This is a genomic window from Nonomuraea thailandensis (genome assembly GCF_024172165.1).
Classification (GTDB): Bacteria; Actinomycetota; Actinomycetes; order Streptosporangiales; family Streptosporangiaceae; genus Nonomuraea; species Nonomuraea thailandensis.
The window spans coordinates 10,333,435-10,350,776 of the sequence record NZ_JAMZEB010000002.1; the positions used below are offsets into that span (position 1 = coordinate 10,333,435).

Annotated in this window: 19 protein-coding genes; 15 read left to right on the plus strand and 4 right to left on the minus strand. The window is 73.6% G+C overall.

Annotated elements, in window-relative coordinates:
* Positions 1–76 precede the first annotated feature (76 nt).
* From HD597_RS51975 to HD597_RS51985, 3 genes are all read left to right on the plus strand, one after another.
* Entirely contained in the window at positions 77–1,303 is a 1,227-nt protein-coding gene (locus HD597_RS51975) for a hypothetical protein (RefSeq protein WP_253755030.1), read from the plus strand.
* 10 nt (positions 1,304–1,313) lie between these two features.
* Positions 1,314–3,536, plus strand: coding sequence for a polysaccharide lyase 8 family protein (locus HD597_RS51980; protein WP_253755031.1), 2,223 nt, complete (start codon positions 1,314–1,316; stop codon positions 3,534–3,536).
* 98 nt (positions 3,537–3,634) lie between these two features.
* Positions 3,635–4,858, plus strand: a complete 1,224-nt coding sequence (locus HD597_RS51985; protein ID WP_253755033.1) for a serine hydrolase domain-containing protein — start codon at positions 3,635–3,637, stop codon at positions 4,856–4,858.
* 42 nt (positions 4,859–4,900) lie between these two features.
* Here the strand turns inward: HD597_RS51985 and HD597_RS51990 are convergent, their stop codons facing one another.
* Positions 4,901–7,072 carry a peptidase domain-containing ABC transporter gene (locus tag HD597_RS51990; RefSeq protein ID WP_253755035.1) on the minus strand — a complete coding sequence of 724 codons (2,172 nt, stop codon included), beginning with the start codon at positions 7,070–7,072 and terminating at the stop codon, positions 4,901–4,903.
* Positions 7,072–7,245, minus strand: a complete 174-nt coding sequence (locus HD597_RS51995; RefSeq protein ID WP_253755037.1) for a hypothetical protein — start codon at positions 7,243–7,245, stop codon at positions 7,072–7,074. The genes HD597_RS51990 and HD597_RS51995 overlap by 1 nt, the downstream gene beginning before the upstream one ends.
* 107 nt (positions 7,246–7,352) lie before the next feature.
* Here HD597_RS51995 and HD597_RS66240 point away from each other — a divergent pair, with 107 nt between their 5' ends.
* From HD597_RS66240 to HD597_RS52010, 4 genes are read left to right on the plus strand one after another with little or no spacing between them, the layout of a single operon-like run.
* Positions 7,353–7,484 carry a hypothetical protein gene (locus HD597_RS66240; protein ID WP_308210871.1) on the plus strand — a complete coding sequence of 44 codons (132 nt, stop codon included), beginning with the start codon at positions 7,353–7,355 and terminating at the stop codon, positions 7,482–7,484.
* Positions 7,484–7,723 carry a hypothetical protein gene (locus HD597_RS66245; RefSeq protein WP_308210872.1) on the plus strand — a complete coding sequence of 80 codons (240 nt, stop codon included), beginning with the start codon at positions 7,484–7,486 and terminating at the stop codon, positions 7,721–7,723. Before HD597_RS66240 ends, HD597_RS66245 begins: the two co-directional genes overlap by 1 nt.
* A complete protein-coding gene (locus HD597_RS52005; protein WP_253755039.1) occupies positions 7,707–8,288 on the plus strand; it encodes an ATP-binding cassette domain-containing protein in 582 nt (193 codons plus the stop codon). Before HD597_RS66245 ends, HD597_RS52005 begins: the two co-directional genes overlap by 17 nt.
* A complete protein-coding gene (locus HD597_RS52010; RefSeq protein ID WP_253755041.1) occupies positions 8,264–8,542 on the plus strand; it encodes an FtsX-like permease family protein in 279 nt (92 codons plus the stop codon). The genes HD597_RS52005 and HD597_RS52010 overlap by 25 nt, the downstream gene beginning before the upstream one ends.
* A 68-nt stretch (positions 8,543–8,610) precedes the next feature.
* Here HD597_RS52010 and HD597_RS52015 read toward each other — a convergent pair whose 3' ends face one another.
* Entirely contained in the window at positions 8,611–8,808 is a 198-nt protein-coding gene (locus HD597_RS52015) for a hypothetical protein (RefSeq protein ID WP_253755042.1), read from the minus strand.
* Positions 8,809–9,076: 268 nt separating this feature from the next.
* Positions 9,077–10,243 (minus strand): acyl-CoA dehydrogenase family protein, encoded by a 1,167-nt coding sequence (locus HD597_RS52020; protein ID WP_253755044.1) that lies wholly within the window; start codon positions 10,241–10,243, stop codon positions 9,077–9,079.
* A gap of 141 nt (positions 10,244–10,384) precedes the next feature.
* Here HD597_RS52020 and HD597_RS52025 point away from each other — a divergent pair, with 141 nt between their 5' ends.
* The 8 genes from HD597_RS52025 (at position 10,385) to HD597_RS52060 (ending at position 17,291) form a co-directional block, all read left to right on the plus strand.
* Positions 10,385–11,707, plus strand: coding sequence for a PP2C family protein-serine/threonine phosphatase (locus HD597_RS52025; protein WP_253755046.1), 1,323 nt, complete (start codon positions 10,385–10,387; stop codon positions 11,705–11,707).
* An 86-nt stretch (positions 11,708–11,793) separates the two neighbouring features.
* The gene (locus tag HD597_RS52030) at positions 11,794–12,372 is read left to right on the plus strand and encodes a dihydrofolate reductase family protein (protein WP_253755048.1); all 579 of its coding nucleotides are present in this window, start codon (positions 11,794–11,796) and stop codon (positions 12,370–12,372) included.
* Positions 12,373–12,471: 99 nt separating this feature from the next.
* The gene (locus tag HD597_RS52035) at positions 12,472–13,431 is read left to right on the plus strand and encodes a haloalkane dehalogenase (protein WP_253755050.1); all 960 of its coding nucleotides are present in this window, start codon (positions 12,472–12,474) and stop codon (positions 13,429–13,431) included.
* Between the two features lie 28 nt (positions 13,432–13,459).
* On the plus strand, positions 13,460–14,362 hold the full coding sequence (locus HD597_RS52040; RefSeq protein WP_253755052.1) for a TIGR03621 family F420-dependent LLM class oxidoreductase: 903 nt from the start codon (positions 13,460–13,462) through the stop codon (positions 14,360–14,362).
* A gap of 22 nt (positions 14,363–14,384) precedes the next feature.
* Positions 14,385–15,245 carry an SDR family oxidoreductase gene (locus HD597_RS52045; protein WP_253755054.1) on the plus strand — a complete coding sequence of 287 codons (861 nt, stop codon included), beginning with the start codon at positions 14,385–14,387 and terminating at the stop codon, positions 15,243–15,245.
* 8 nt (positions 15,246–15,253) lie between these two features.
* Complete coding sequence (locus tag HD597_RS52050) at positions 15,254–15,640, plus strand: DoxX family protein (protein ID WP_253755056.1); 387 nt, start codon at positions 15,254–15,256, stop codon at positions 15,638–15,640.
* Between the two features lie 7 nt (positions 15,641–15,647).
* Positions 15,648–16,556, plus strand: coding sequence for an RNA polymerase sigma factor SigJ (gene sigJ, locus HD597_RS52055; protein ID WP_253755058.1), 909 nt, complete (start codon positions 15,648–15,650; stop codon positions 16,554–16,556).
* Between the two features lie 30 nt (positions 16,557–16,586).
* Positions 16,587–17,291 (plus strand): sulfotransferase family protein, encoded by a 705-nt coding sequence (locus HD597_RS52060; RefSeq protein WP_253755060.1) that lies wholly within the window; start codon positions 16,587–16,589, stop codon positions 17,289–17,291.
* The last annotated feature ends 51 nt before the right edge of the window (positions 17,292–17,342 follow it).

Sequence of the window (17,342 nt, forward strand, 5' to 3'; positions counted from 1 at the left end):
GTGGGGCAGGCACTACCGCCGGTTCGGTGGAGCGCAGGCTGGGGGGAAATCGCCCGAGTTCGTAGCGTTCTGTGACATGAGAACGCCCATGAGGAACCGGCTGCTCGCCCTGGCCTGCGCCGGGCTCGTCCTGGCCACCGCGACCGCCCCGGCGGCGCTGGCCGCCACCGCGCCCGCGCCCGTGAGCCGGGTCGTGACGATCGACGACAGGGGCTCGATCGTCTCGGCCACGCTGCTGGCGCGCATGTCGGCCGAGCAGGTCGCCGCCCATCTCACCGGGGCGAAGTTCCCCGTGCCCGCCCGGCCGCAGGGCGCCGACCTGTACGCCGTCGTCTACCGCACGATCAGCGCGGCGGGCACGCCCACCACCGCGAGCGGCGTCGTCGCGCTGCCCGCCAGGTCCAGGAAAGCGCTGTGGACGGTCAGCTACGCCCACGGCACCCTGGCGACCAGGGCCTACGCCGGGTCGGTCGCCGACGGCGACGGGCGGGCGGCGCCGCTGATGTTCGCCGCCGCGGGCTTCGCCGGGGTGGCGCCCGACTACCTGGGGCTGGGGACGGGGCCCGGCTTCCATCCGTACATGGACGCGGCGACCGAGGCCTCCGCCTCCGCCGACCTGCTGCGGGCCACGGGGGAGCTGGCCAGGCGGCAGGGGCGGTCGCTGAGCGGGGACGTGCTGGTCACCGGGTTCTCCCAGGGCGGGCACGCAGCCATGGCGCTGGGCAAGTCGCTGCGCGGGGACGCCGCGTACCGGCTGCGGGGGGTCGCGCCGATCTCCGGGCCGTACCACGTGCGGGAGGCCGAGCTGCCGGCGCTGCTGGAGGACCGGCTCGATCCGCACAGCGCCACCTTCTACCTGGCGTACTGGACGGTCTCGATGAACCGGCTGCACCACATCTACGACTCGCCGTCCGAGGTGTTCAGCGACCCGGCGGTGGAGAAGCTGTTCGACGGGGATCACAGCTTCGAGCAGATCGCGGCGGGGCTGCCCGGCTCGCCGCGCGACCTCGTCACCGCCGCCTACCTGGAGCGCATCGCGAAGCCGTCCGGGCCGCTCCTGCGGGCGATGGAGGTCAACGACACCACCTGCGCGGGCTGGCGGCCCGGGGTGCCGGTGCGGCTGTTCTCCGGGCGCGGCGATAAGGACGTGGCGTACGCCAACTCCCGGTACTGCTTGCGCGACCTGCGGGCCGCCCGGGTCAAGGCGTCGCTGACGGACGTGGGCGACGTCGATCACATGACGTCGGCCTACCGGTCGCTGCCCGAGGTGCTCGACTGGTTCACCGCCCTGCGCCGCGCGTGATAATCGTGACGTGCTGCTGCCAACCAGGCGATTACTCCTCCGGCTGGGCGGCGTGGCCGCGGCCGGGACGGTGGGGGCGCTGGCGCCGGCGCGGGCGGCGTACACGCCGGACGACACGTTCGTCCTGCTGCGCCGCCGCTGGCGGGAGGTGACGGCGGGGCCGGGGCACGACTCCGAGCGCTACCGGGCCCGGCTGGCCACGCTGGGCCGGGCGGCCGCGCGTCACCGCGCCGCGATGGCGCCCGGGCCCGCCTCGCTCTGGCCCGACGCGGCGTTCCCGTCGTTCATGGCCACGCCGAGGCGGCTGCGGGTGATGGCGCAGGCGTACGCGCTGGGTCTCGGCGACGCGGGCCTGGCCGAGGCCGTCGCCATCGGGGTGGAGCACTACCGGCGGCACGTGTACGCGGCGGGCGGCGACGCGCCGGGCAACTGGTGGCACTGGCAGATCGGCGTGCCGAAGGCGCTGATGGACGCGTCCGTGCTGGCCGGGACGTGGAGCCCGGCGCTGGCCGAGGCCGTCGACCACTACGTGCCCGAGCGCCGCCTGCACCGCTACTCCGGCAACAGCACCGCCGCGAACCGGGTGGACCTGTGCCTGGTGACGCTGCTGCGCGCGATGCTCGACGACGACCACGGCAAGGCGGGGCTGGCCGTCTCGGCGCTGTCGCCGGTGTTCGCGACGGTCCGGGAAGGCGACGGGTTCTACCGGGACGGGTCGTTCATCCAGCACTCGTTCGTGCCCTACCAGGGCGCGTACGGGGTGACGCTGCTGTCGGGGCTGGCCACGCTCTACGCGGTGCTGCGCGGCTCGCCCTGGGAGCTCGCCGACCAGCGGATCTTCGACACGGTCGAGCGTTCGTACGCGCCGTTCGTGCGCGACGGGGCCTGCATGGACCTCGTCCGCGGTCGGGGCGTCGGCCGGCGGCCGTTCGGCGACCACGAGCGCGGGCGCGAGATCGCCGCCGCGGTCCTGCTGCTGGGGGAGAGCGCCCCGGCCGGGACCCGGGCTCGCTGGCAGGCCATGGTGAAGGGATGGGCGGCGCGCGGCACCCACCGGCCCATGCTGGAACACGCCGCCGAGCCCGCCTTCCACGCCCGCCTGGCGGCGGTCATGGAGGACGGCGCGGTGCCGGCGGCGGCCGAACCCACCGGGCACCGGCTGCTGCCGATGAGCGCCAGGGCCGTGCACCGGCGGCCCGGCTGGTGCGCGGCGCTCAGCATGGCCTCGCACCGGATCGGCCACTACGAGCACGGCAACGGCGAGAACCCGCGCGGCTGGCACACCGGCTCCGGGATGCTCTACTGGTGGGCCGGCGGGCACGGTGACCAGTACTCCGACTCCTTCTGGCCGACCGTGGACCCGTACCGGCTGCCGGGCACCACCGTGTCCACGCGGCGGCTGCCCGACGGGGCGGGCGCGGGGTGGGGTGACACCCGGACGCCGTGGCGGTGGGTGGGCGGGGCGAGCGACGGCACGTACGCGGCCGTGGGGCAGCACCTGTCCGGGCTGGAGAGCACGATGGAGGCGTTCAAGTCGTGGTTCTTCCTCGACGACGCGATCGTCTGCCTGGGAGCCGGGATCACCAGCGCGGACGGCGTGGCCGTCGAGACCGTCGTGGACAACCGCAGGACCGCCGCGCCCCTCACAGTGGGGGAGGGGTGGGCGCACCTGGAGGGCCACGGGGGTTACGTGCTGCCCGGCCAGACCCCGCGCACGCTGCGGGAACGCCGCGACGGCGGCGGGGTGGGCCGCGACTACGTGACGCTCTGGCTGGACCACGGCGTCGATCCAAGCTCCGCCTCCTACGCGTACCTGCTGCTGCCGGGCGCCGGCGAGGAGGCCACCCGCGCCCGCGCCCTGATCCTGCCGGGCGGAAGCGGATCCGGGGCCGCGGGGGCGGTGCGCGTGCTCGCCAACACGGCCCGCCTCCAGGCCGTGCACGTGCCCGGGCTCGGGCTGACGGCCGCCTGCTTCTGGAACGCCGGGACGCTGGGCGACCTCACCGCCTCCGCCCCGTGCGCGGTCCTGGTGCGCGAGCGGCCAGGCGGCACCGCGACCGTGACCGTCGCCGACCCCCGGTGCGACCTGGACGAGCTGACCCTGACCTGGGCCAGGCCGGTCGCGGAGCTCCTGGACGGCGAGGCCTCCCTGACCACCGGGGGCGGGCTCAGGTTCGGGCGGCTGTCCGGCCGGGAGGGCGCCTCGGTGACTGTCACCGTGCGGACCGGCTGAGGCGGCGGTGTCAGGGCGGCGACGGTCCGGTGTCAGCGCGGCCGGACATGGTGGGCACCACACCGCGACGCGGACACTGCCTCCCAAGGAGATTGATCATGAGCAACAACGGCTTCACCACGACGGGTCTGCGCAGGCTGCGTGAGGTGCTGGCACGGCATGTCGACTCCGGCAAGATCCCCGGCTTGGTGGCCCTGGTCAGCCGCGGCGGCCAGACCCACGTCGAGACGCTCGGCACGATGCGGCACGACGGCGGCGCGCCGATGCGGCGGGACACGATCTTCCGGATGGCCTCCACCTCCAAGCCGGTCTCGATCGCCGCCGCGATGGTCCTGCTGGACGAGTGCCGGCTGCGGCTGGACGACGTGGTCGACCCGTGGCTGCCCGAGCTGGCCGGCCGCCAGGTGCTGACGAGCCCGGACGCCGAGCTGGACGACACCGTGCCGGCCCGCCGCCCGATCACCGTCCGCGACGTCCTCACCTCCACCTTCGGCCTCGGCATGGACTTCACCGCCCTCGGCAAGCCGATCATGAACGCGGTGTTCGCCGCGGGCCTGACCCCCAACCTGCCCACCGAGGTGCCCGAGCAGGACGAGTGGATGCGCCGCCTGGGCGAGCTGCCGCTGATGTACCACCCCGGCCAGCAGTGGCAGTACCAGATCAGCAGCGACCTGGCCGGCGTCCTGGTCTCCCGGGTCAGCGGGCAGAGCTTCGAGGAGTTCCTGCGCGAGCGCGTCTTCGAGCCGCTCGGCATGACCGACACCGGCTTCCACGTGCCCGCCGACCAGCTCGACCGGCTGCCCACCCTGTACGCCCCCGACCCCGCCACCGGCGAGTTCCTGGCCTGGGACGAGCCCGGCAACGGCCGCTGGAGCAAGCCACCGGCCTTCCAGGGCGGCGGCGGTGGCCTGGTCTCCACCGCCGACGACTACCACGCCTACTTCCAGATGCTGCTCAACGGCGGCGTGCACAACGGCCGCCGCATCCTGTCCCGCCCGGCCGTGGAGCTGATGACCACCAACCGGCTCACCCCCGAGCAGAACGCCCCCCGCACCGAACTGGCCCGCAACAACGTGCACATCTCCTTCGGCCAGGGCCAGCAAGGCGGCTGGGGCATCGGCATGGCGGTACGCACCTACCGCGGCGACTACGCCCCCATCGGCCAGTTCGGCTGGGACGGCGGCAGCGGCACCTCCGCCTACGCCGACCCCGCCAACGGCGTCACCGGCATCCTGCTCTGCCAGCTCGGCTACACCGTCCCCAACCCCGCCCACCTCATGAACGACTTCTGGACCACCGTCTACCAGGCCATCGAGGACTGACACCGACCGCCGCGTCCCGGAACCCCCCGGGGCGCGGCGTCGTCAGGTCAGCGCCGCCTGCGCGGCCACCAGCTCGGCGTACTTCCCGCCCGAGGCGATCAGTTCGTCGTGGGTGCCGCGCTGCACGACCCGGCCGCCGTCGATCACCAGGATCAGGTCCGCGTCCCTGACCGTGCTCAGCCGGTGCGCGATCACGATCCTGGTCTGCGCCAGCGTGCCGAGGTTGGCCTCGATGACGGCCTCGGTGGCGCTGTCCAGGTTGCTGGTGGCCTCGTCGAGCAGCAGGATCTTGGGGCGTGACAACACGGCGCGGGCCAGGGCCAGCCGTTGCCGCTGCCCGCCCGACAGGCCGTCGCCGTCGGTCAGCATGGTCTCGTACCCCATGGGCATGGCCGCGATCTCGTCGTGCAGCGCCGCCAGCCGGGCCGCCGCGACCACCCGGTCCATGGCGGCGCCGGGGTCGTTCAGGGCGATGTTCTCCCTGATCGAGCCGCTGAACAGCGACGGGTCCTGGATGACCACGCCGAACTGGCGGCGCAGCGTACGCAGGTTCAGCTCGGCGGCGGGGACGCCGTCGTACCTGATCTCGCCCTCGACCGGGGTGTGCAGCGCCAGCAGCAGCCTGGCCAGCGTGCTCTTGCCCGACCCCGACGCGCCCACCAGCGCGACCTTCTGGCCGGGCCGGACGGCGACGGAGACGCCCCGCACCGTCCACGGGCCGCGGGGGTCGTGGCGGAAGCTCACCTCGCGCAGCTCGACCGCGCCGCGCAGCCGCAGCACCTCGATGCCGTCGCTCGGCTCCGGCTCGGAGGCGAGGATGTCCGACAGCCGGTCGAAGTGTGCGCCGGCCTGCTGCAGGCTCTGCAGGCCCGTCAGCAGCGAGCCGAGCGGGGTGAGCGCGCCGAGCGCGACCGCGTTCAGCGCGATCAGCGTGCCGAGCGTGAGCTGCCCGTCCAGCACCCGCCAGGCGCCCAGCCACAGCAGGCCCAGCGGCGCCGTCACGCGGATCGCCGACAGCGCCGCCTCCAGCAGCCCCCTGGTCAGCCCGGCGCGCACGTCGGCGTCGAGCTGCCTGCCGAAGTGACCCGCCCACTGGTCCACGGCCCGCCGCTCGGCCCCCGACGCCTTCAGCGTCTCGATCCCGGTGATCGTCTGGATCAGGCTGTTCTGCGACGCCGACAGCGCGGCCAGCTCCTGATGGGTGAGCGTGGCGATCCGGCTCGTGGTGGCCAGCAGCAGCACCGTCTGCAGGACGGCCACGCCGCTCAGCGCCAGCCCGAAGACCGGGTCCCAGAAGTAGACGAGCACCAGGTAGCCCACGGCCAGCGGCCCGTCCAGCAGCGCCGCGACGACCTGCCCGGTCAGGATGTCGCCCAGCGTGGACACGCCCGCCGCCCGCGTCACCAGGTCGCCCTTGGCCCGCCGGGTGAAATACCCGTACGGCAGCGCCACCAGATGCCCCACCACGCTCTCGGTGAGCTCCTGGTCGGCCCTGGCCCGCACCGCGACCAGCAGCGCCGCCCGCAGGTACCCGATCACGAACTGCGCGGCCCCGGCCAGCACGATCGCCGCCCCGAGCAGCGACAGCACCTCAGTGGCCCGCGTCGGGACGATCGTGTCCACCAGCAGCTCGGAGAAGAACGGCAGCGCCAGCCCGAGCAGCTGCAGCAGCAGCGAGGCGGCCACGATCTGCGCCAGCAGCCCCCTGCGCCGCCTGAACAGCGTGCGCGCGAACTCCCGCCGCCACGCTCCCGCCATCGACGACGAGCCCCGCCGGAACCCCTCACCCGGCTGGAACACCAGCAGCACGCCGGTGAACCCTGCCCCGAACTCCTCGGGGGTCAGCCGGCGCCGCCCCTGCCCGGGGTCCACCACGTCCACCCGATCGGGCGACCAGCGCTCGACCACCACGAAGTGGCTGAACTCCCAGTGCGCCACGGCCGGCAGCGGCACCCGCGCCAGGTCCTCCGGCGCCAGCGAGAACGCCCGCGCCTGGAGCCCGTGCTCGCGCGCGCCGTCCACGATCGCCTTCGCGCTCAGCCCGTCCCTGCCGATCTGGAGCCGGTCGGAGACCTGGTGCAGGGTGGTGCGGTGGCCGTGGTGCCCCAGCACCATGGTCAGGCACGCCGCGCCGCACTCGGTCTCGGTGTTCTGCAGCACGACGGGGACCCTGCGCATCAGCGGGCGCATCAGCGGGCGCATCAGCGGGCGCATCAGCCCACTGCTCCGAGGGCCAGCGCGGTCACGCCGATCCCGGCCGTCACGACGATCGCCACCGCGATCCACAGGACGAGGAACGACGGCCCGCTGACGACCAGCGGCATCCGCGCGGGGGCACGCCCCCGCGCCCGCTCGCGCAGCGCCTCCTCCCGGTAGCTCAGCCTCATATCGGGAAACCTAGGAACCGGGGCTTGGAAGTCACTTGGGACCCACAGGAAACAGATCCCCGGCTGGGTCTGCACGGTGTGTATACCCGGTGTGTACAGTCCGCGGCATGACCGTCTCGTACACGCTGCTGGGCCTCCTGGAAGAGAGCGACCGGCACGGCTACGACCTGAAGCAGGCCTACGACCGCCGCTTCGGCGGGGCCAAGCCGATCAGGTTCGGGCAGGTCTACCGGCGCTGATGTCCGGCAGGCCGGCCGCCGAGTTCCTCGACGCCCAGCGGGCGCGGCACCTGGCGGCGATGCGCGCGCTGACCGCCGCGCGGCGGGAGGCGGCCTCGGCGCAGGACGCCCTGCTCGCCGACTACCAGCTCTTCCACGTCGAGGCGGATCTGCGCTGGATCGAGCACGCGGCGGGCCGCCTGCCCGCACTGGCCGAGGAGGCCCTGGCTGAGGAGGCCGGTGATGCTGGAGGGTCGTGACCTGAACAAGAGCTTCGGCCGTACGCGGGCGCTGCGCGGCGCCGGCGTCGCGGTCGAGGACGGCGAGATCCTGGCCGTCATGGGGCCGAGCGGCTCGGGGAAGTCCACGCTGCTGCACTGCCTGGGCGGCGTCCTGCGGCCGGACAGCGGCCAGGTGCGCTTCGGCGACGCCGTGGTCGGAGCGGTGGCGGCCGGGCCGTGGCTCTGCCTGGTGGCGGCTCGCGCGCTGATCCGCCACGGCCGGCGCGCCACCACGCTGACGGCCGCCCGGCGCCTGGCGGGCGACGCCCGCGGTGCCTTCCGCGCGGCCAGCGGGGTGGTGCTGGCGGTGTTCACGGCGGTGTTCCCGGCCGGGCTGGCCAAGTACGGGCCCTGTACGTCAGGACCGACGGCACCCTCGCCGCCGAGGAGCGCGTCCGGACCAGAGCCGCGCTCGTGCTGCCGCGCGCCATCGTCAACAGCCGCCGCGACACCGTGTTGCAGGAGACCAGGCTCCAGGACGAGCCGGGCACCTACGCCCGGCTGGCGACCTGGTTCGTCGTGCTGGTCGCCGGCTGCAGCCTGACGGTCGGCGTCGTGGCGGGGCTGATCGAGCGGCGCCGGTCGTTCGCGCTGCTGCGGGCGGCGGGCGCCCGGCTCGGCGAGCTGCGCCGGATCCTGCTGGTCGAGGCCGCGGTCCCGCTGGCGCTCAGCGTGCTGATCGGCGCCGGGCTGGGCGCGGTGGTCTCGTACGTCGTGGCACGGTGGGAGGGGAGCCGTGGTCGCCGCCCGGCCCCGGCCTGCTCGCGGGGCTGGCCGGCAGCACGCTGGCGGCGATGACCGTCACGCGGCGGCGCTGCCGCTCCTGCACGTGACGACCAGGTACGAAGCCGTGCGCTACGAACGACCTACAGGACCTTGCGCAGCACGTCCGCGAACTCCGCCGGGTGAGCCATGAACCCCCCGTGGTCGCCGGGGAACTCCACCGGCGTGGTGCCGATCCGCCCGGCCAGCGCCACCGAGGTCCGGTATGTCACGAGCTGCCCCGACTCCGCCCCGACCCCCACGACGACCCGGCCGTTCCGCAACGCGGCGACGTCGGGCACGTAGCGGGTGGTGCCGCGCAGCTCGTGCGCGAAGAACCGGGAGCCGTCGGCGACGACCTGCTCCGACGGGGCGGCCCGGCCACGAGCGTACGCACCCGCCCGGGGCGCCGCGCGACCAGCGCCGGCCCCGTCACCGCGCCGCCGCTGCTGCCGAACACGTCGGCCGACTCGGCCCCGAGGTCGTCGAGGATGGCCGCGAGGTCGTCGGCCCGCAGCTCAGGCGTGGCGTCCTCCGCCGGGTCGTCGAGCACGCTGCCGGAGGGACGACTCACCCCTCCAGGGCGAGCACCACCCACGACTGGCCCTCGGCGAGCCCCGCCAGCTCCCTGCCGCACTCCTGGAGCGCCTGCGGCCCGGAGAGGATGTGCGCGGTGCCCGCCTGGGCGTCCCTGAACAGCCGCTGGACGAGCCCGTCGCGCAGCGACGTGGTGCCGCCGGACGCGTAGACGAATCCCGCCACCTCGGCGATCGTCGAGGTGATGTGGTTGAGCGCGAGCCGCACCATCGTCTCCTGACGCACGCCGAGCTTCCCGCCCGCGTCCAGCGTGCGCTCCACGTCGTCCCAGGTCTCCCGGATCAGCGCCGATGCCGCGCGGAACCTCGCCTCCGTGCGGGCGAAGCCGGCGTGGAAGGCGTCGCTGCCGGCGAGCTGGCCGGGCCGCCCGCTGCGCGCGGCCGCGTACCGGGCCAGCTCGTCCAGCAGCCGCCGCCCGATGCCGAGCGCCCAGCCCGAGTGGCAGATCAGCGCCTGGTCGAGCAGCCCGAGCCGGAAGATCGCGCCGCCGCGCAGCGGCTCGGTCGTGGCGAAGTCGTGGGACTGCGATTGCGGCACGAAGGCACCGTCGATGGTGTAGTCGACGCTGCCGGTGGCGCGCAGGCCCAGGACGTCCCAGTTGCCGAGTATCTTGACGTCCTCCATCGGGCTGATGAAGATCCGGACCTCGTCGGTGCCCTCGACGACGGCGGCGCTGTGGGCGTACTGCGCGTGGTACATGCCCGAGGCGAAGCTCCACTGCCCGGTGAGGCGGAAGCCGCCGTTCTCGGGGACGGCGACGCCCGGCCGGGTGCCCTGGCCCGCGATCAGCGGCATCCGCGGCCCCTTGAAGAGCCGTTCCACCGCGTCGTCGCCCAGGTAGGCGCCTGCCGTGCCGTTCTCCAGGGTGGTGGCCATGACGACCCAGCCCGTCGAGGGGTCGGCGTAGGTCAGCTCCTCGAAGACGTCGAGCAGCTCTCCGGGTGACAGCTCGGCGCCCCCGAGCGGCACCGGCACCCAGCCGCCGAAGAGGCCCGCCTCGTGCAGGGCGTCCACGACGGGCGTGGTCAGCCTGCCCTCGGCCTCGGCCCTGCCGGCCTCGCTCTCGATCAACGTCCGCAGGTCGCGGGCCCGCTCCAGCAGGGTCCGGCCGGCTCTGTGCAGTCGCGGCGTGTCGCTCATGTCCAGGTGCTCCTGTTCGTGATCGTCGGCGCTCTACCTCCGTCAGATCACGTCATGGGCGCCATGTCCAGTGCCTCGGGCGGCAGGTGTCATGCAGACGGCCGTGGGGCATGAGGCAGGCGAGAGAGCTCGGGGGGTCAGGTGGGAGGGGATCCGGAGGACGGCGCGTTCGACGGTTTTCTGGGGCGGCTGGGAGCCGAGGACCTGCAGGGGCCGCAGGACAGCCTCGCGCAGATCCGCGACCTGCACGACCGGATGAAACGCCTGCTGGAGGCCGTGCTGGCGATCAGCTCCGAGCTGGAGCTGAACGCGGCGCTGCGCACCATCGTGGAGGTCTCCGCCGATCTCGTGGACGCCCGCTACGGCGCTCTCGGCGTGCTGAACGAGGAGGGCGAGTTCGCCGACCTGTTCACGTGCGGGGTCTCCGAGGAGGTGTACGAGGCCATCGGCCGCATGCCGACCACCCACGGCCTGCTGGGGGAGCTGGTGGCCCACCCCAGGCCGATGCGCGTGGACGACGTGCAGGCCCATCCGCACTTCCGTGACTACCCCGCCGGCCATCCGGTGATGCGCAGCCTGCTGGGCACTCCACTGCTGGTCCGCGGCACCGTCTACGGCAACATGTACTTCGCGGACAAGCGCTCGGGAGGGCCGTTCACCGGCGACGACGAGCGGATCATCGCGGCCCTGGCGAGCGCGGCGAGCGTCGCCATCGAGAACGCCCGCCTGTACGAGCGCCTCCGCCGCAGCACCGAGGACTTCCAGCGCAGCCTGCTTCCCGACCTCCCGGAGCTGCCCGACGTGCGCGGACTGCGCGCCTGTGCCCGCTACCGCCCCTCCAGCTCACTGCCCAAGATCGGCGGAGACTGGTACGACGCGATCATCCTGCCCGACGGCGTCCCCTGCCTCATGGTCGGCGACGTGATGGGGCACGACCTGAAGTCGGCCACCATCATGAGCCAGATCAGCAACATGTTGCGGGTCCTCGCCTACGAGCACTGCGAGCCGCCCTCGTACATCCTGCGCCGGCTGGACGAGGTGCTGCACGGCCTGCACGGCGGCCCGATGGCCACGGTGCTGCTGGCCCGCCTGGAGGAGCGCTCCGCCTCCACCTGGCGGCTGTGCTGGAGCAGCGCCGGCCACCCGCCCCCGCTCCTCGTCCCCGCCGACGGCCCCGCCCGCTACCTGCCGGCCGACAGCGGCCACCCCCTGGGCGTCACCCCGGCTCTGGCCCGTCCCGACCACGACCAGCTGATCTCCGCCGGTTCGACCCTGCTGCTGTATACCGACGGGCTCGTCGAGAGCCCCGCGCACGGCATCGACGAGGGCCTGGACGACCTGGCCCGCCAGGCCTCCCGCCTGCGCCGGCTCCCGCTGGAGGAGATGTGCGACCAGCTCCTGGGCCGCCGGGACGCGCACTTCACCGACGACGTCGCCCTGCTCGCCCTGCGCCTCGCCCGATGAGGGCCCTCGTTCCGCCCTGTCCCATGTCGATCCCGGCCCCTCCCGCTCGTACAGGAGGTGAGACAACGACCTGACGGAGGCATGACATGGGAAAGATCATCGTGATCGAGCACCTGACGCTCGACGGCGTGATGCAGGCCCCGGGACACCCCGACGAGGACCCGCGCGACGGCTTCCCCCACGGCGGCTGGGCCACCCGGGCCCAGCACCCCGCCATGCAGGAGGCCATGGGCGCCCGCATGTCGAGCGCCTGGTCCCTGCTGGCGGGCCGCACCACGTACGAACGCTTCGCCGACTACTGGCCCCGCCAGGCTCCGAACCCGTTCACCGACGCCCTCGACCGGGTCCGCAAATACGTGGTCTCCACGACGCTCACCGGCCCGCTCTCCTGGCGAGGCTCTGCCCTCGTGAAGGGCGACGCCGTGGCCGCGCTGAAGAAGGAGGCGGCGGAGAACCTGGTGGTGTTCGGCAGCGGGGTCCTGGTCCGATCCCTGCTGGCGGACGGCCTCGTGGACGAGCTCCTGCTGCTGATCCACCCGCTGACGCTCGGGACGGGGCGTCGGCTGTTCCCCGGCTCAGGCGGCGTGCCGGCCTCGTTCGAGCTGGTGGACTCGGCGACGACGGGCACCGGCGTGCTCATCGCCACGTACCGGCCCGCGGCTTGACGGCCGATCTTCTGGGCGCCCGCGGCCTTCCTGAGACCCTTGTCACAGGAAGGCCGCCGGGACGTCACACTTCGTTGCCGTGGTCCCCTCTCATGAGGCATGACCACGACAGAGGACCTGCGGGTGCTGCGCACCCCTGACGCACGCTTCGCGAACCTGCCGGACTACCCCTTCCAGCCGCACTACGTGGCCGTCGACGGCGGCCGGCTGCGGATGCACTACCTGGACGAGCGGCCCGAGCACCCGACGGGGGAGACCGTACTGCTGCTGCACGGCAACCCGTCGTGGAGCTACCTGTACCGGCACGTCATCCCGCCGCTCGTCCAGGCCGGGCACCGGTGCGTGGCCCTGGACCTGATCGGGTTCGGCCGGTCCGACAAGCTCGCCGACCGTCACGTCTACTCCTACGACCGGCATCTGAGCTGGCTGCGCGAGGCCGTGCTGGACCTGCTGGACCTGCGCGAGGTGACCCTGGTCTGCCACGACTGGGGAGGCGCGCTGGGCCTGCCCCTGCTGGCCGCCCATCCGGAGCGGTTCCGCCGCGTGGTGGCCACCAACACCGGCCTGAGCACCGGGGACGAGGACCTCGGGCCGGGCTGGCCGATGATGGCCGCCTGGCTGCAGTCCAGCCAGCGCACCCATCCGTTCCTGCCGTCGGCCATCGTGCAGGCGATGACCGTCACCGAGCTGGGGCCGGAGGTGCTGGCCGCCTACGACGCGCCGTATCCGGACGAGTCGTACGTGACGGGCGTCCGGCAGTTCCCGCTGCTCATCCCGATCTCGCCGCAGGACGCGTACACGCCGACGCTGCGGGCCGCCTGGGACGTGCTGGAGACGCTGGAGCTGCCGTTCCTGTGCGCGTTCAGCGACCAGGACAACGTCACCCGCGGCGATCACAGCGCGCTCAGCGGCCGCATCCCCGGCGCCCGCCGCCTGGCCCATCCCACCATCACCGGCGCGGGCCACTTCCTCCAGGAGGACGCGGGGCCGGCGCTCGCGGCGGTCGTCGACGGGTTCATCCGGTCGACGCTCCCGTCCGCCGACGTGACGTCCGCCTGACCGCGGGCTCCGGCAGAAAGGAGCACGCGTGCCTTCGCCCACCGAGCGCCCCTTCCGCTTCGGGATCGTGCTGCACACGGTCACGAACCGGCGCGAATGGCGTGAGACGTGCCGCCGGGCCGAGCAGGCCGGGTTCGACACCATCGCGGTCATCGACCACCTCGGCCAGGCCGCGCCGTTCCCCGCGCTCATGCTCGCCGCCGAGGCCACCGAGCGGGTCCGCCTGGGGACGTACGTGCTGGACGCCACCTTCCACCACCCGGCGCTGCTGGTCCGCGACGTGGCCACCCTCGACCTGCTGACCGACGGGCGCCTGGAGCTCGGGCTGGCCGCCGGACGGCCGTCGGCCGCCCCCGACGACCTCCGCCGGGCCGGCATGCCGTGCCCGACCCCCGCCGAACGGGCCGACGCGCTGGAAGGCGCGGTGGCCGCGCTCCGCCGGCTCCACGCCGACCAGCGCTTCCGCCCCGGGCCCGGCCGCCCGCTGCCGCCGCTGCTGGTGGCCGGCCGCGGCGAGCGAGCGTTGCGGCTGGCCGCGCGCGAGGCCGACATCGTCGCCGTCAACGGCACCGCCGCCGGTCCCGGCGGGCAGGTGGGCCTGCCCGCGTTCGCCGGCGCGGACGCCATCGAGCGGCGGGCGGCCTTCGTACGCGCCGAGCTGGGGGAGCGGATCACCGAGGTCGAGCTCAACCACGAGGCGCCCGCCGTCGTGGTCACCAACGCCCGGCGCCAGGCCCTGGACCGGCTGAGCGCCCTCGCCCCCTCGCTGACCGCGGAGGAACGCGGCCAGGTGCCCGGCTTCCTGGTCGGCACCCCCGCACAGATCGCCGAGCAGATCCGCCGCAACCGGGAGAAGTTCGGCTTCACCTACGTCACCGTCCTGGACGGCGGCCTCGACGCCATGGCCCCCGTCATCGAACTGCTGCGCTGAACCGACACGAAAGAGAACCACCATGATCGTCGTAACCGGTGCCACCGGCCCCGTCGGGCGCCTCCTCATCGCACAACTGCTCGCCGAAGGCGCCCGCGTCCGCGCGGTGAGCCGCTCCCCGCAACGCTCCGGCCTGCCGGAGGGGGCGGAACTCGTCACGGGAGACCCGTCCCTGCCCGGCACGATGCCCGCCTGCCTCGACCGCGCCGAGGCCCTCTTCCTGCATCCGCGCACCTTCGGCGACTCCGCCGGCGAGCTGCTGTCGGTCGCCGCCGAGCACGGGGTCCGCAAGGTGGTGGCGCTGTCGGCGATCAACATCGACGACCCGTACGAGCTGCAACCCTCCCGCTGGCGCGGCGACCGCAACAAGGAGGCGGAGGAGGCGGCCGTGGCCAGCGGCCTGACCTGGACCAGCCTGCGGGCGAGCAGCTTCGCCGGCAACACCGCACAGGCGTGGGGAGGCCAGCTCCGCGGCGGCGGCGACGTCGTCCGCTACGTGCACGCCGGCTTCCGGGAGACCCTGCTGGACGAGCGGGACCTGGCCGAGGTCGCCGCCCGCGCGCTGCTCACCGACGAGTTCGCCGGCCGCAGGCTGGAGCTCACGGGCCCGCAGCCGCTGTCGCACGAGGAGGCGGTGGCCGTGATCGCCGCCGCGCTCGGCCGGCCGCTGCGCTTCGAGGAGCTCCCGCCGCAGGCCGTCGCCGCGCACCTCGTCCAGAACGGCCTGCCCGAGCCCTGGGTGCGTGCCCTGATGGCGCGCTACGCGCACTACCTCGACCACCGGCCTCCCGTGACCGGCGAGGTGGACAAGGTCCTCGGCCGCCCGGCGCGGACCTACGCCGACTGGGTCGCCGACCACCTCGACGCGTTCAGGACCGTGTGAGCCGTCCGATGTCCACCGCGTACGTCATCACGGCGCTCGTCACGATCGCCGCCAACACCTTCTCCGGGTTCGCGGCCATGACCAGGCTCAAACCCATCATGCGCACCCTCGGCCCGGCGCTGCACCGGGCCGGCGTGCCGGAGACCTGGCTGGTCTGGCCGATCGGCGCGCTCAAGGCCCTCGGCGCGCTCGGGCTAGCGCTCGGATTGCTGGGCGTGCCGCTCATCGGCACCGCGGCGGCCGCCGGCCTGGTCCTGTACTTCGTCTGCGCCCTCTACACCCACCTGCGCGTCAGCGACTTCTCCCCGCAGTTCTACCTGGGGACCGTGTTCCTCGGCCTGGCGGTGGCCACCCTGGCCCTCGACCCCGCCCTCGTCCTGGACCTGAGGCGCTGAACGCGAGATGGACGACATCCCCGCGGCCGACCCCGCCACGGTGTTCGCCGACCACCGCGAGTTGTTGTTCTCGATCGTCTACAACATGCTCGGCACCGTCAGCGACACCGAGGACGTGCTGCAGGAGACCTGGCTGTCGTGGGCCGGACGCGACCTGAGCACGATCCGCAACGTGCGCGCCTACCTGGTGCGCGTCGCGGTCAACCAGGCCCTGGCCCACCAGAGCGCGTTGCGCCGGCGCAAGGAGAGCTACCTCGGCCCCTGGCTGCCCGAGCCGCTGATCACCGGGCCGGACGCCACCGGGCCGGACGCCACCGGGCCCGCCGTCCGGGCGGAGTCGGTCTCGATCGCCATGCTGGTCGTGCTGGAGACGCTCACACCGTTGGAGCGGGCGGTCTTCGTCCTGCACGAGGTCTTCGCCTACCAGCACACGGAGATCGCCGCCATGCTCGACCGCAGCCCTGCCGCGATCCGGCAACTCGCGCACCGGGCGCGCGAGCACGTCCGGGCCCGGCGCCCCCGCGTCCGCATCGACCGGCGCACCCACCAGGAGGTGACCGAGCGCTTCATCGCCGCCGCGTTCGGCGGCGACCTGGCCAGGCTGCTGGAGATGCTCGCGCCCGACGTCACCCTGTGGTCCGACGGCGGCGGCAAGTCCGCGGCGGGCGGCCCCCGGCCCGTCCACGGCCGCGACAGGGTCGCCAGGACCCTCGTGTCCACCGCCCGCGTCACCGCCGACGTGGACCTCCGGTACCGGCAGGTCAACGGCGACCCCTCAGTGGTGATCTTCGCGCGGGACGCGCCGTTCGCGGTGATGGTGCTCGATCTCGACGCCGCCGACGAGCAGGTACGCGACGTGTACGTGGTCAGCAACCCCGACAAGCTGACGGCGCTCTCCCGGCCGGACCCCGGATGAAGACACGACTGATCGACGAAGGAGACGGAGATGGTGCAGGTGATCGGCGCGGGCTTCCCACGCACGGGTACGTCCTCGATGAAGACCGCCCTGGAACGCCTGGGCTTCGGCCCCACCCATCACATGCTCGACATCCTGACCAAGCCCGGTCACGTGGACCGATGGCTGCCGGCGGCAGACGGCAGGCCCCTTCACTGGCCCGACGTCCTGCGCGGCTACCGCTCTACCCAGGACTGGCCCGCCAGCCACTTCTGGCGCGAGCAGGCCTCGGCCTACCCGCAGGCGAAGGTTGTTTTGACCGTACGCGACCCGCACCGCTGGTACGCCAGCATGCAGGCCCTCCTCACCGAGGGCCCCGGCCGCGACCTTCCGGCCGAACTGCCTGGTAAGGCCGCCGACTTCTTCGGCGCCATGGCCCGCTTCCGCCCGCTGCTCGACCACATCGGCCGCGCCACCTTCGGCGCTGCATGGGACCCCGGTCGCGGCATGCCCGACGAAGCCGTCGCGCACGCCGCCTTCCACCGCCACACCGAGGTCGTCCAGGACGCCATCCCGGCCGACCGGCTGCTGGTCTTCGACGTCCGCGACGGCTGGGAGCCGCTGTGCCGCTTCCTCGGGACCGAGGCCCCCGACGAGCCGTTCCCGCACCTGAACGAGTCGGGGGCGATGCGGCGGGTGCTGGACGAACTGATCGCCACGGGGGAGTTCCCCGAGGTCTTCCGCGCCGACCGCTGACACCGTCGTCCTCCGTCGGTTCCCTCAGCCTGTCACGCACCTTCTCCTTTC